Genomic DNA, 12,651 nt, shown 5'->3' with positions numbered 1-12,651 from the left:
TGGCGTCGCGCACTGCCCCGTTCGGCTCCCGATCAGTCGACGGGCCGCGCACCGCGCGCCGCGGCTTACGTCGGACGGGCCGGGCACTGCGCGCCGCGGGCTATGTCGGCAGGCTTGCGCCCTGGGCCCGCAGGACCCGTTGGACCTGGGCCGCCGGGATCTCGCGCGGTGGCTTGCCGATGTGGGCCGCGAGCGCCGCGCACACCCCGGCGGCCTGGCCCGTGGCCATGGAGATGGGCATGATCCGGTACGAGCTGTGCGCCACGTGATCGCCGGAGATGCACCGGCCCGCGACCAGCAGGTTGTCGACGTCGCGGGGGAGCAGCGAGCGCAGCGGGATGTCGTACGAGCAGCCCTGGGGCAGGCGGCGCAGGATGGTGCCGGGGCCGTTGGGGTTGTGGATGTCGACCGGGTACGCGCCGCGGGCGATCACGTCGGCGAAGGAGCGGGCGCCGAGCACGTCCTCGCCGGTCAGCAGGTAGTCGCCCAGGATCCTCCGCGTCTCGCGGACTCCGACCTGCACGCCGCTCTGGATGACGTACGACTCGGAGAATCCCGGCACCCGGGTGCGCAGGAAGTTGGCGATCTGCGCGAGCTGGCGGTGCGTGGCGAGCTCCGCCCGGGTCAGGTCCCACACGCTGATGCCAAGGCCGCCGACGCGCGTGGAGTTGACCGAGACCTCGTCCGGGTGCGGGGTGGCGAAGAAGAGCACGTCCTCGCGCGGGAGATCGAGCTCGCCGGCGTCGCGGGCCGCCCGGATGAGGTCCCAGAGGCCGTGCACGCCGCGCCACTGGTCGGGGTGCTCGTGGACGTACTCCAGGAAGCCCGGCCGATCGACGTTGCCCACCCGGAACATGAGGGTCATCGGCTGGGTCAGGCCGTCCTCGGGGCGCCCGACCTCGAAGGGTGCGCCGGCCGCCGCGGCCAGGTCGCCGTCGCCGGTGCAGTCCACGACCACGTCGGCGTCCAGCACGACCGGGCCGGACTTGGTCTCGAAGACGGCGCGGCAGCCGCCCTCGGGCAGCTGGAACAGGTCGGAGGCGAAGGAGTGCAGGAGCATCCGCACCCCGCAGCCGGCGAGCATGTCGTACGTGACGAGCTTGAACAGCTCCGGGTCGAACGGCACGGTGTAGCCGGTGCCCGGGTCGGGCGGGATGGCGCCGCCGGCCCGGACCAGGTGGTCCAGCAGCGTCCACAGCACGCCGGCCACCACCGGCTCGCCCTCGCCGTGGTCGGTCGGCAGCAGGCGTCCCTCGTCGCCGCCGACCGCCTGCCGCATCTCGTTGTGGAAGCTCATGAGCGGCATGACCAGCGCGGCCGTGGCGTTGCCGCCGAGGAACCCGTACCGCTCGACGAGCACCACGTCGGCCCCGGCGGCGGCCGCGCCCGTCGCCGCGCCGATGCCGGCCGGGCCGCCGCCGACCACGAGGACCTCGGTGCGCCCGCCGTGGGTCGCGGCGCGCGGCGGCAGCTGGACGCTCGGCAGCCCGGTGGGGCGTTCCAGGCCGGTCATCCGGCGGCCACCGGCTCCCGCTCGGCGAGCGGCGCGATGCGGTCGAGCTGAGCGCCCAGCCGCCGGCCCGTCTCGGTGGCCCGCTGGCGCATGGCGGCGACGTTTGCGGTGATCTCGTCCTGCCGCTGCGGCCGCTCGTCCCAGAGCCGGTCGACCTGGGCGATGAGCGGGCCGGCCGCCTCCCGGACGACGCCGCGCGGCACGGGGGCCCCGATGCGCTGGGCGAAGTCGAACACCTTGCCGGCGTAGGGGAGGGCCAGGAGCGGTACACCGGACAGCGCGGCAAAGATCAGGAAGTGCAGTCGCATGCCGACGGCCAGGTCCAGGCTTCGCATCAGATCGAGGATCTGGCCCGGACGGTACTGCCCGTAGAGGACCCGGCAGTGCTCGGCCGCCGTCATGCGGCTCAGCACCGCGTGCGAGTGGCGGATGTCGCCGCGCTCCATCGGCACGAACAGCAGCGACGCGTCGAGCCGGTGCACGATGAAGTCCCCGACCTGGGCCAGGAGCTGGTGGTACTCGTCGGCGTCGAGGTGCTGGGCGGCGCGCCCCGGCTCGCGCACGCTCATGCCGACCACCCGGCGGCCCGCCGGCAGCGAGTCGCGCAGGAGGCGCGCGTCGAACTCCTCCGGCTGCAGCAGCAGGGCGGGGTCGGCGGTGACGGTGACCGTCGCCGTCACGCCCGCCTCCTCCAGCGCCACCTTCGACTCCTCGTCGCGGACCGTCACCTCGACCGCCTGCCCGAGCGCGTCGCGGACCATGGTGCAGTCGAACTCCTCGGTGAGCGGGCCGACCCCGAGGGCGTACGTGAACACGGGCACGCGCTGCTCCTGGGCGGTGCGCACGACGCGCAGGTAGCGGCGGGCCTCGGTGTCGTAGAGGATGCCGCCCCCGCCCAGCACGAGCATGTCGAGGCGGGCCAGGGAGGTCGCGGTATGGTCCCGGCCCACGCCCTCCCACGCGGCCACGGCGACGCCGGGGTGCTCCCGCTCGGTGTGCCCGGGATCGCGCGAGAAGACGAGCACCTCCGCGTCCGGGCGCCGGGCTCGCAGGTCGGCCAGGAGGCTGGCGAGGATGGCCTCGTCGCCGAGGTTGTAGCCGCCGTATGAGCCGAGGACGCCCACTCTGGGGCCGTGTTCAGACATGACGCGCCTCCAGATCGCCGGATGGCCCGCACTACCCAGGAGCGAGTTCGTCACACGCGACCCTTATGGTGGATTTCGTGATCCACCTTCCGGCCGTACGGCGTGGGCCGCTTCGAGCCATCAGCGCCCGCCTCGGCTTGGCCGTCGCACTGGTGTGCGTCATCGTGCTGATCATCTTCATCGATCGCAGGGGCTATCGGGACGTCAACGACGACGGCCTGTCGCTGCTCGACTGCTTCTACTACGCGGTCGTGACGCTCTCGACCACCGGCTACGGCGACATCACGCCGGTCTCGGATTCGGCCCGCCTGGTCAACATCATCATCATCACGCCGGCCCGCGTGCTGTTCCTGATCATCCTGGTCGGCACCACGCTCGAAGTCCTGACCGATCAGTACCGCACCAATCTCAGGTTGCAGCGGTGGAGGAAGCGCGTGAAGAACCACGTCATCGTGTGCGGCTACGGCACCAAGGGCCGCGCGGCCGTCAGTACCCTGCTGGAGAACGGCTTCGACAAGTCCAGCGTCGTGGTCGTGGAGAGCGACCGCCCGGCCCTGCGCCAGGCCACGGCCGACGGTCTGGTCGCCATCGAGGGCTCGGCCACCCGCTCGTCGGTGCTGATGGAGGCCCGCGTCACCGACGCCAAGGCGGTCATCATCGCCACCGACAGTGACGACGCCTCGGTCCTGGTCACCCTCACCGTCCGCCAGCTGACCTCCGGCAAGGTGTCGATCGTCGCCGCCGCCCGCGAGGCCGAGAACGCCCCGCTGCTGCGCCAGTCCGGCGCCCACCACGTCGTCGTCTCCTCCGCCACCGCCGGCCGCCTGCTGGGCCTGTCCACCACGGCTCCGCCGCTGATCGAGGTCGTCGAGGACCTGCTGACCCCCGGCCAGGGCATGGCGCTGGCCATGCGCTCCGCCCGCCGCGACGAGGTGGGCAGGTCCCCGCGCGACCTGACCGAGCTGGTCATCGCCCTCTTCCGCCGCGGCAAAGTCCTCTCCCTGGCCGACCCCGAGGGCACCGCCATCCAGACCGGCGACATGATCGTCTATGTCCGGGACGACCGTCCGGAGACCATCCCGGCCATGCCGTAGGGTTGCGTTCCGTGCTCGCGCGGTTCCTGTCCTTCGTCCTGGCCGTGGCCGCGCTCCTGGTGTTCGGCGCCGCCCCGGCCCAGGCCCACGGCGGCGCCACCGTCACCATCCACTCCGACGGCCGGGGCTCCGTCTGGATCACCGCCGTCTGGCAGGACGGCCACCCCATCAACGAGCCCACGCAGGTCACCATGACCGCGACCGGCCCGTCGCCGGCGACGGTGGCTCCATCGGTACTGCACCAGACGGGCGATGAGCGCGGCACCCAGACGTACAGCGGCACCCTGGACCCGCCGGGCGCCTGGCGGGTGTCGATCGACCTCGGCGCCCCGGTCGCCGGCCACTGCCAGGCCCTCATCCAGGTCGCCCAGCCCACCGCCACCCCCCTCCCGGCCGAGGTGGCCTGCCTGATCCCGGCCACCGCCCCCTCGGCCGCCGCGGCTTCCACCGACCCCGGCGGCGGCAGCCTGGCCCCGCTCTGGCTGACCCTGTCGGCCCTGGCGGTCGCGGCCCTGGCCGGCGGCGTGGTGTGGTCCCGCCGCCGCCGTTAGTGGCCCGTTTCTGTCGTACCCCTGTTCTAATCTCCCCCCATGACCCACGCACTCCCCCTCCCCGCCATCGACTCGGCGCAATGGCGCACCCGACTTGACGCGATGCTGGCCGAGCACCGCCGCCGCCGAGCCCGCACGACGGCGATGCGCAACTCGTTCGCGCAGGCCCGCCGTCGTGGGTTGGAGCACCGCCACGCCGAGCGCCTGGCCCGGCTGGACCGCGAGGCCAGGACCGCGGAGATCTCGGCACACTGGGCCGAGCGCGATGCGAGGGCGGCGGGTGGGCGCGAGCGGGCAGCGGGGGCGGGGGCCGGGCCGGGGCCTCTGGTCGCAGGCGCCGGCGGGAGGCACCCTCCCCGCCCGTCCCCGGCGTCATCCACACCTCCTCCACCTGCTCTTCCGCCGCAGCCGCCCGCTCCTCCTACACGGCCGCCCGCTCCTCCGCCGCAGCCGCCTGCTCCTTCGCGGCCTTCCGCTCCTCCTCCACGGCCGCCCGCTCCTCCTCCACAGCCGCCTGCTCCTTCGCGGCCTTCCGCTCCTCCTCCACGGCCGCCTGCTCCTTCGCGGCCTTCCGCTCCTCCACCACAGCAGCCCGCTCCGTCGGGGCCACCCGCTCCTCCGCGGCCGCTGGCTCGACCGGGTCCGCTGGCTCCATCGGGGTCGTCCGCTCCTGGCGGGACACCAGCCGCCGCATCGCCGGTCTGCCTTCGCATGTCTTCCCCGCGCCCCGCCTGTTCTCGCCCCTGCCCGTCTCGCCCCGCTGGTTCTCGCCTCTGTTCCTCTCGCACCGCCTGTGCTCGCATTTCGTCCGTTCGCACCCCTTCTCGCGACACCTCTTCCTCTCGTTCCTCCCGCAGCTTGTTCGCTCCCTCGCGGTCTCCTCTCGTGTCTTCCGCGCCACTCGAGCCGGCCGCCTCGTCCGGTGCAGGTCCTCCTGAATCCGGCGCCGGGAGCCGTGCACCGCCGCGGTGACCGTGGCGTCGTCGCCGAGCCGGAAGCGTGATCTCCGGCCCGGATGTCACCGCCGTTGTGTCCTGCGGCGCGCGGCTCCCACCCCTGGCGAGCGAGGCGGAAGGAGGATTGCCAGGATGGGGCGCTAGGCTCGCTGCCGTGACTGGTGAGGCCGACGGCGAGTTGGATGCGGCAACCGCCGCGCTGCTGGCCGCGCGAGCGGGCGACGAACGGTCCGCCGCCGTGTTCGTGCGCGCCACGCAGCCCGAGGTCTGGCGCTTCGTCGCCGCGCTGGTGGGCCCGGCGCACGCCGACGACGTGACGCAGGACACGTACCTGCGCGCGTTCCGGGCTCTGCCCGAGTTCGCCGGGCGCTCGTCGGCGCGCACCTGGGTGCTCGCCATCGCCCGCCGCGCCTGCGCCGACCATGTCCGGGCGGCCGTGCGGACCCGGCGGCTGGAGGCCCGGGTCGTGGCCGAGCCGGCGCCGCTGACCGAGCGCGACCACGCGGGGCTGCACGCCACCAACGCCCTGGTCGCCGCCCTGCCGGACGACCGCCGCGTGGCGTTCGTACTCACGCAGGTGCTCGGCGTCCCGTACGCGGAGGCCGCCGAGATCGAGGCCGTCCCCATCGGCACGATCCGCTCCCGCGTGGCGCGCGCCCGGGCCGACCTCGTCGCCGCCATCGCCGCCGCCCGGGCCGGATGACCCAGCCTCGCCCGAGCCCGTCCGCCACCGCGCCCGCCCCTGGCCCGCGCCCGCCCGCCCCTGCGCCGCCCGAGCCGCGTTCCGTCGGGTGTGCATGTGCCACTGCCGGGGCTGCGTCTGGCTTGCCTGTCGGCGGGTGCGCCTCTGGCCTGGGCGTGACCGAGGTCGTGCCGCTCGAGTCGCGGGTCGGGTGTGCGGGTGTGGTGTCCGTCGCCCGGTCTGCCTCTGGTCCGTGCGCGATCGAGTCGGTGTCTGAGCTTCGGGTCCCTGGGCCCGGTGCTGGCCGGATGGCGCGGGCTTTGCCAAGCCGGTTGCTCGCTGTGCTCGGGTTCGGGGGAGTGCGTTCGGCGGCTGGGTGGGGGTTTGGCTTTGCGGTGCCGGGCCGGGATGGGAGGGGTCGTGGGTAAGGGGTTCGTACGGGCCGTGCTGCGGTGGGGGAGTGCTGCCGCCGTCGGGCTGGTCGGGGTGTTGCTCTATGCGACGCCGGCCGCTGCGCATGGGGCCGATGCGCCCGTGGCGGTGGGGTACGTCGTGCGGGTCGAGTCGGTGTCCGTGCCCGGGGTTGAGGTTCGGGCGGTTGAGGGTGGGGCTCGGCTGGAGTTGGTGAATCGGTCGGGGCGCGAAGTTGTGGTGCTTGGGCTGCAAGGGGAGGAGTTTCTTCGGGTCACCGGCGGGGGTGTTGAGGAGAACCGGGTTTCGCCCACCTGGTTTGCCAGCCGGGTGATCGGGGGGAGCGCGGCCGGCGGGGATGTCAAGGCGGCGCCGCAGTGGCATCGGATTGCCACGGTGCCTCGGGTGCGGTGGCATGACGAGCGGGCGCGGGAGCTGCCGGCTCGGAGCTGGAGTGTGCCGCTGCTGGTTGACTCGCGGGAGCCGGGGGTGGTGCGGGGGAGCATCGTGGCGGCGCCGGTGCCGCAGACCGGGTGGTGGTGGGCCGGCGGCATTCTCGGGGCGGTCGTCGTCGGGCTCTCGTGGCGGTTCAGGGGGGTGCTGGCCGTCGTGGCTTTGGTTGGCGGGGGGCTGGCCGCGAGCTGGGTGGTGGGGTCGGCGGTGCTTGCCTCCTCGCCGGCCGAGGGGGTGGGGGTGCAGCTGCTGGCGCGGGTCTGGCCGTTGGTCAGTGCGGCCGGGGTGGTGGTGGCCGGGGGGCTGGTGCTCTTCAAGAAGGTTGACATTCTGGTCGGGATCGCCGGGGCGTGTCTTGCCGTGATGGTGGGGGTCGGGGACTCGGCGGTGTTGCGGTACGGGACGCTTGCCGGGCCTTCCTGGGGGCGGTGGGCGGTCGTCGCGGCGCTCGGGGCCGGGATCGGGCTTGCTGTGGCCGGAGGAGTGCGGTGGTACCACGCCGCTGGTCAGGCCGCCGCCGATCAGCCTCGGGATGATCAGACCGATGCCCGGGTCCACGCCGAATAAGGGCTCAAAGCGACGAATCCACACAAGGCGCCAGCGGCTCCGTACGGTACCGCGGATTCATCGGTGCCGCGGGCGTGGGAGCAACCGGGTGGTGGGCAACGTGGGCGCCGGCAGCGGCGGCTCGCCGCCCGGGACCGTGCCGAAACGGCCCGAGCCGGCCATCCAGTCCTCGCGCGCCTCGACGATCTCCTCGTGCGAGCGGGCGACGAAGTTCCACCACATGACGAGATCTTCCTCGAACGGCACCCCGCCGAGCAGAAAGAGCCGCGCCGGCCCCTCGAGGCGCAGCGTCTCGCGCCCGGGCTCGAGGTAGAGCAGCGCCCCGCGGCCGACCTCGTCCCCGTCGACGCGCGCGATGCCCTCGGTGACGACGACGGCGTGCTCGAAATCGCCGCGCACATGGATCTCCGTGGCGGTGTCGAGCGTGATGTCCGCGCCGAGGAGCTCGCTGTGCACCTCGGCGGGGGATCTCGCGCCTTCGAGCTCGCCGACGGCGACGACAATTCGCGCGGAGCTGTCCGAGATTTCCGGCAGGGCGGACAGGTGCTGGAAGGCGGGGTCTCGGAAGCGGGCGGACTCCGGGAGGGCGACCCACAGCTGCAGGCCATGCAGGAGCGGCGGCTTGTCGGTGGGGGAGTTCTCCGAGTGCGAGATGCCCCGGCCGGAGGTCATGATGTTGAGCTGCCCCGGGTAGATGACCTGGTCCGAGCCCAGGCTGTCGCGGTGGCGCACCTCCCCGCTCAGCAGCCAGCTCACCGTCTGCAGCCCGATGTGCGGATGCGGCGGGACCCGCATCCCCGGCTTGCCGGTCACGTCCTCCGGCCCGAAGTGGTCGAGGAAGCACCACGCCCCGACGGTTCGCCGCGTCTTGTTCGGCAGGCTGCGCCGCACCACGGTGTACCGACCCAGCGGCACGTCCCGCCCCTCTTCGAGCACGCTCACGCCACCGATTCTGGCAGCCCGACTTCACGCAACCCCAACACCGGGTAATTTGTCCGATGTGTTGGGACTTATCGCGGCGGTCCTCGCCGTGGTGGTCGCCGGGGCCGGGGCGTACCTGGCCTGGTCCGCGCTGCGGGCGACCCGGCGGGCCGCGGCTTCGGCGGCCGAGCTGGTCGCCGCGTACCGGCTGGCCGAGGACCGGGCCGACGCCGAGCGGGTCTGCGCCTGGGCGGTCAGCGAGCGCGAGACCTTCGAGAAGATCATCACCCGGGGCGTGGTCGGGGCGGCGGTGCGCAATGCCTCGCAGGCCCCGGTGTACGACATGGAGATCGTCTTCCGCGACCCGCCGGCCGCCTGGACCGCCATCCGGCGGGTCCGGATCGTGCCCCCGTCCGACGGCCCCGAGGTGTTCGCCGGCTTCGACCACGAGGAGACCAACGGGCCGGTCGAGCGCGACCGGATCAACGAGGACGGCACCATCCGGCTCGCGCCCTCGGCCGACATGTACGTCGAGCTGCGCTTCACCGACCTGCGGGGCCGGCGCTGGCAGCGCGACGACAAGGGACAGCTGAACCTGCTGGCCGAGAACGTGCCCCGCGCCCCGGCCCCGGTCGAGGCCGCCTGAAACGGGCGATAAGGCAGGGGAGCGGCCCGATTAACGGACTTGTCGCCCGTCGGGGTATAAGTCCGAAATGTCGTGGCGCGCCAGCGCCCGACATTTCGCGCAAAACGACGAAGCGGCTAAGCCACTACGGTCCCGGCGGCGGCGATCGCGGCGCCGCGGGCGCCGGCCATGTCCCGGTCGGGCACCAGGGCGAACTCGGCCGCCGCGCCCTGCTCCTCCCGCAGCAGCGTGTGCTCCCGCACGCGGGCCAGGAACCAGTCGCGGAAGTGCGCGGCCGCCTCGACCACCCCGCCGCCGACGAAGTAGCAGTCCGGGTCGGTGAAGTTGGCCGCGATCGTGAAGAGCCGGCCGAGGCCCATCGCCTGCTGCTCGAAGATGTGCAGGGCCAGCTCGTCGCCCTGCTCGGCGTAGGAGCGCACCTGCTTGGCCGCCGCCTTGACGGACTCGGCCCGGTGGAGCGGGTGGTCGGGGTACCTCGTCAGCCAGTACGGCAGCAGGTTGCGCACGATCCCGGTGAGGGACGACACGCTCTCCACGTCGCCGAGGAAGCCGCACCCGCAGCTGGGCAGCGGCTGGCCTTCTTCCAGCAGGCCGTGCAGGGGGATGTGCACGTGGCCGAGCTCGCCGGCCATGCCGGCCGCCCCGCGGACCACCTGGCCCCGCTCGATGACCCCGCCGCCGAGGCCGGTGCCGACGATCGCCGAGACCGAGGACCTGGTGTGCGAGTCCGCTCCGAAGTACACGTGATGGGCGTACAGCGCGGCGGCGTTGCCGTCGTTGTTGTAGACGACCGGCAGGTCCAGCCGCCGCTCGAGCGCGCCGCGGAAGTCGTAGCCCCACCAGGCCGGCTGCGAGAAGTTGGTCGCGCCCTTGGACGAGATCACCCCGGCGGCGCTGGCCGGACCCGGTGTGTCCAGGCCGACGGCGACGACCCGGGAGCGGTCCACCTTGGTCACCGCCAGGATGTGGTCGAAGGCCCCGGCCAGCGACTCGACCGCCGTCTCGGGCCCCTCCAGCACCCGGCTCGGCACCTCGACCAGCCCGTCCACCAGGAACATGCCCTCGTGGTCGAGCACCGTGGCATTGTTCGCGGTGCCGCCGTTGTCGAGCCCGACAACGACCCAGTCCTTCGCGTTGACCATCGTCCCGACTCCCTCGCCTGATGCTGCGCGCATGCACGCTACCGCATTTCTCCTTGACCTCAACCGCGCTTGAGGTCGCACAGTAGGCGCTCATGAGAGCTGCAGCGTTTGCCGAGCCGGGCCCGCCGGACGTCCTCGCCCTTCACGAGCTGCCCGAACCGCAGGCCGGACCCGGCCAGGTCCGGGTGCGGGTGAAGGCGGCCGGGGTTCAGCCCTTCGATGTGCGGCTGCGCAGGGGCTGGGTCCCGCCGTTTGTCACCGTCACGCTGCCCCAGATCCCCGGCAACGAGTTCGCCGGCGTGGTCGACCAGGGCACGGCCGAGGTCCCGGCCGGCACCGAGGTGCTGGGCTTCAGCGTGTTCAACGCCTACGCGCAGTACGTCGTCGTTCCGGCCGACCAGGTGGCCCCCAAGCCCGCGAACGTTTCATGGGAGGTGGCCGGCGGCTTCACGGCCGGCTGGCAGACGGCCCGGCTGGCCCTGTCCGCGCTGCAGGTCGGCCCCGGCGACACCGTGCTCATCAACGCGGCGGCCGGTGCGACGGGCACCGCGGGCGTGCAGCTGGCCCGCCTGCTCGGGGCCTCCGTCATCGGTACGGCGAGCGAGTCCAACCAGGACTACGTGCGCTCGCTCGGCGCTACCCCCGTCGTGTACGGCGAGGGCCTGGCCGACCGCGTCCGGGCCCTCGCCCCGCAGGGCATCACCGCGGCGATCGACGGCGCCGGCGGGGCGGCCCTGGAGACCTCGCTGGAGCTGGTCGCCGACCGTCAGCGCATCCTGACGCTGGTCGCCCACGACCGCATCGAGGAGCTGGGCCTGGCGAGCATCCAGGGCCGCCGCAGCGCGGAGGCGCTGGCCGAGCTGATCGGGCTGCACGCGGCCGGCACGACCTCCTGGCTGGTGCGCCGCGTCTACCCGCTGGCGGAGGCGGCCGAGGCACACCGCGAGATCGAGACCGGCCACGGCCGCGGCAAGATCGTGCTTGCGATCGACTGACGACTCAGGAGTAGGGGCCCGGGGTGATGATCTCGTTCGTGAGCACCGCCACGGCGAGCACCACCACCCCGGCCGTCACCAGCCGGCTGGCCGCCTTCGACGACGCGGCGATGCGGGCGGTGATCCACCCGGCGAGCACCAGCAGGGCCGGCACGGCGTGGTAGAGCAGGCGGTCGGCGTTGACGATCCCGATCGCCCAGGCGAAGACGATGCCCGCCGCCGCGGTCAGCCCGGCCGCCACCACCGTCGCCCGCTGCGAGTCGGTGAGGACGGGCAGCTTCACGCGCAGGAGGACGGCCGTGGCGGCCAGCCCGACGATGAGCAGCAGGGCGACCGTGCAGATGGCGAACACCGCGCGCCCCGCCGTGATGGTCATGTCGTGCGTGGCGATCCGCAGGCTGTCGACGCCCTGCTTGGCCGCCTTGGGCAGCCAGATGAACTCGTCGTACAGCCTCGTCTCCTGGTTGTAGTAGTCGCCGGACACGATCTTGCACAGCGCCATCCAGGCGACCTGGGGCGCGCCGAACCCGGCCAGGAAGCCCACGAGGGGGATCCAGCGCCGCTGGTACAGCAGGATCAGTCCGGCCACCGCGGCGGTGATGAGGAAGCTGCCGTACACCAGGGAAGCCCCGCCCGCCGCGAGCCCGACGAGCGTCACGGCCCACCACGGGGACCTCCGCAGCAGCAGATACCGTCCGGCGAGGATGGTCGCCGCCGGCACGAGCAGCGCGAAGGTCTGCTGGTGCGGGGTCCAGGTGAACGCCGTCGTGACCCCGTTGATCGCCAGGAACGCGCACAGGGCCGCGTTGGCCAGCCGCGGCGTGCCCAGCCCGGCCAGCTGGGACGCCATCAGGGCGATCCCCGCCGCCGTCGCGGCCAGGTTGATCGCCACGAGCGGGAACTGGGCCCGGTCCCGCATCTTGTACAGCCGGTCGAGGCCGGTCCAGTGCGCCACCGGGCCGATGGTCCGCTCGGCGACGACCGACAGCACCACGTAGCCGGGGCGCGACTGGCGGGCGTTGTGGTGCTCCAGCACGTCCCCCGGTGTGTGGGCCAGGTGCATGAACTCGTACGAGTCGCAGTTGAGCGAGTAGGCCATGACCCTGTTGACGTGGATCGGCTCGACGCAGAACTGGTTGTCGACCATGGGTCCGAGCAGGACCAGGTTGGCGCCCAGCACCGCGCCGCCGATGCCGCCGAGGACCAGCCAGCGGTACCGCGGGCGGCGCTGCGGCGACGCGGGGGACGCCACGGCCGGCCGCCGGGCCTCCAGCACGCACAGCGCGGCGAGCACGACCGCGCCGGCCAGCCCCCACAGCCACGAGTGGGCCGTCGCCGGCACCCGCTCGCAGGTCTCCTGCCCGCGCGGGCAGCCGTAGCGCTGGCCCAGCATCGCGTAGAGGTACAGCGCCCAGCCGGCGCACCAGCCGGCCAGCAGGATCGTGGTGACTCGCCGGTACCAGGGCGTGGGGTCGGGGCGGGCCACGGCCGGGGCTTCGATCTCGGCGGTGCTCGACATGCCGCGCACGATACCTGCGACCTTGCCGCGAGGGGGTCCGGTCTCGGCCTCGACAG

General features: G+C 73.2%; 12 protein-coding genes. 6 read left to right on the top strand and 6 right to left on the bottom strand.

All coding sequences use genetic code 11. From position 1 onward, the window contains the following. Nucleotides 1-100 precede the first annotated feature (100 nt). Together AB0M46_RS07060 and AB0M46_RS07055 are read right to left on the bottom strand one after the other, a co-directional pair. Nucleotides 101-1,513 (bottom strand): FAD-dependent oxidoreductase, encoded by a 1,413-nt coding sequence (locus tag AB0M46_RS07060; protein ID WP_363333404.1) that lies wholly within the window; start codon nt 1,511-1,513, stop codon nt 101-103. Then, nucleotides 1,510-2,658 carry a polysaccharide pyruvyl transferase family protein gene (locus AB0M46_RS07055; protein ID WP_363333403.1) on the bottom strand — a complete coding sequence of 383 codons (1,149 nt, stop codon included), beginning with the start codon at nt 2,656-2,658 and terminating at the stop codon, nt 1,510-1,512. The genes AB0M46_RS07060 and AB0M46_RS07055 overlap by 4 nt, the downstream gene beginning before the upstream one ends. 77 nt (nt 2,659-2,735) lie before the next feature. Between AB0M46_RS07055 and AB0M46_RS07050 the strand changes: the two genes are divergently transcribed. After that, nucleotides 2,736-3,752: a potassium channel family protein gene (locus AB0M46_RS07050; protein ID WP_363333402.1), complete on the top strand. Its 1,017-nt coding sequence runs from the start codon at nt 2,736-2,738 to the stop codon at nt 3,750-3,752. An 11-nt stretch (nt 3,753-3,763) separates the two neighbouring features. Then, entirely contained in the window at nt 3,764-4,303 is a 540-nt protein-coding gene (locus AB0M46_RS07045; RefSeq protein WP_363333401.1) for a hypothetical protein, read from the top strand. A 421-nt stretch (nt 4,304-4,724) separates the two neighbouring features. Here the strand turns inward: AB0M46_RS07045 and AB0M46_RS07040 are convergent, their stop codons facing one another. Then, nucleotides 4,725-5,204, bottom strand: coding sequence for a hypothetical protein (locus AB0M46_RS07040; RefSeq protein ID WP_363333400.1), 480 nt, complete (start codon nt 5,202-5,204; stop codon nt 4,725-4,727). Nucleotides 5,205-5,413: 209 nt separating this feature from the next. On the opposite strand from AB0M46_RS07040, the gene AB0M46_RS07035 reads away from it, so the two are divergent. Together AB0M46_RS07035 and AB0M46_RS07030 are read left to right on the top strand one after the other, a co-directional pair. Beyond that, nucleotides 5,414-5,962, top strand: coding sequence for a sigma-70 family RNA polymerase sigma factor (locus AB0M46_RS07035; protein ID WP_363333399.1), 549 nt, complete (start codon nt 5,414-5,416; stop codon nt 5,960-5,962). Nucleotides 5,963-6,361: 399 nt separating this feature from the next. Beyond that, a complete protein-coding gene (locus AB0M46_RS07030; protein WP_363333398.1) occupies nt 6,362-7,372 on the top strand; it encodes a hypothetical protein in 1,011 nt (336 codons plus the stop codon). Nucleotides 7,373-7,429: 57 nt separating this feature from the next. On the opposite strand, the gene AB0M46_RS07025 is transcribed toward AB0M46_RS07030, so the two are convergent. After that, nucleotides 7,430-8,314 carry a pirin family protein gene (locus AB0M46_RS07025; protein ID WP_363333397.1) on the bottom strand — a complete coding sequence of 295 codons (885 nt, stop codon included), beginning with the start codon at nt 8,312-8,314 and terminating at the stop codon, nt 7,430-7,432. 58 nt (nt 8,315-8,372) lie between these two features. Here AB0M46_RS07025 and AB0M46_RS07020 point away from each other — a divergent pair, with 58 nt between their 5' ends. Beyond that, nucleotides 8,373-8,939 (top strand): hypothetical protein, encoded by a 567-nt coding sequence (locus tag AB0M46_RS07020; RefSeq protein ID WP_363333396.1) that lies wholly within the window; start codon nt 8,373-8,375, stop codon nt 8,937-8,939. A gap of 116 nt (nt 8,940-9,055) precedes the next feature. Here the strand turns inward: AB0M46_RS07020 and AB0M46_RS07015 are convergent, their stop codons facing one another. Then, the gene (locus tag AB0M46_RS07015; RefSeq protein ID WP_363333395.1) at nt 9,056-10,114 is read right to left on the bottom strand and encodes an ROK family protein; all 1,059 of its coding nucleotides are present in this window, start codon (nt 10,112-10,114) and stop codon (nt 9,056-9,058) included. A 59-nt stretch (nt 10,115-10,173) separates the two neighbouring features. On the opposite strand from AB0M46_RS07015, the gene AB0M46_RS07010 reads away from it, so the two are divergent. Continuing rightward, nucleotides 10,174-11,076 (top strand): NADP-dependent oxidoreductase, encoded by a 903-nt coding sequence (locus AB0M46_RS07010; protein ID WP_363333394.1) that lies wholly within the window; start codon nt 10,174-10,176, stop codon nt 11,074-11,076. Nucleotides 11,077-11,080: 4 nt separating this feature from the next. On the opposite strand, the gene AB0M46_RS07005 is transcribed toward AB0M46_RS07010, so the two are convergent. Continuing rightward, entirely contained in the window at nt 11,081-12,595 is a 1,515-nt protein-coding gene (locus AB0M46_RS07005) for a glycosyltransferase family 87 protein (RefSeq protein WP_363333393.1), read from the bottom strand. Between the last annotated feature and the right edge of the window lie 56 nt (nt 12,596-12,651).

Origin of the sequence: Dactylosporangium sp. NPDC051485 (assembly GCF_040682015.1) — a bacterium.
Classification (GTDB): Bacteria; Actinomycetota; Actinomycetes; order Mycobacteriales; family Micromonosporaceae; genus Dactylosporangium.
The sequence above is the reverse complement of the archived record's forward strand: the minus strand, read 5'-3'. Positions and strand labels throughout refer to the sequence as shown.

What these genes read in the sequence shown, in the direction of transcription:
- AB0M46_RS07010 (WP_363333394.1), top strand. Translation starts at nt 10,174, where the DNA reads ATGAGAGCTGCAGCGTTTGCCGAGCCGGGCCCGCCGGACGTCCTCGCC.
- AB0M46_RS07060 (WP_363333404.1), bottom strand. Translation starts at nt 1,513, where the DNA reads ATGACCGGCCTGGAACGCCCCACCGGGCTGCCGAGCGTCCAGCTGCCG.
- AB0M46_RS07015 (WP_363333395.1), bottom strand. Translation starts at nt 10,114, where the DNA reads ATGCGCGCAGCATCAGGCGAGGGAGTCGGGACGATGGTCAACGCGAAG.
- AB0M46_RS07005 (WP_363333393.1), bottom strand. Translation starts at nt 12,595, where the DNA reads ATGTCGAGCACCGCCGAGATCGAAGCCCCGGCCGTGGCCCGCCCCGAC.
- AB0M46_RS07055 (WP_363333403.1), bottom strand. Translation starts at nt 2,658, where the DNA reads ATGTCTGAACACGGCCCCAGAGTGGGCGTCCTCGGCTCATACGGCGGC.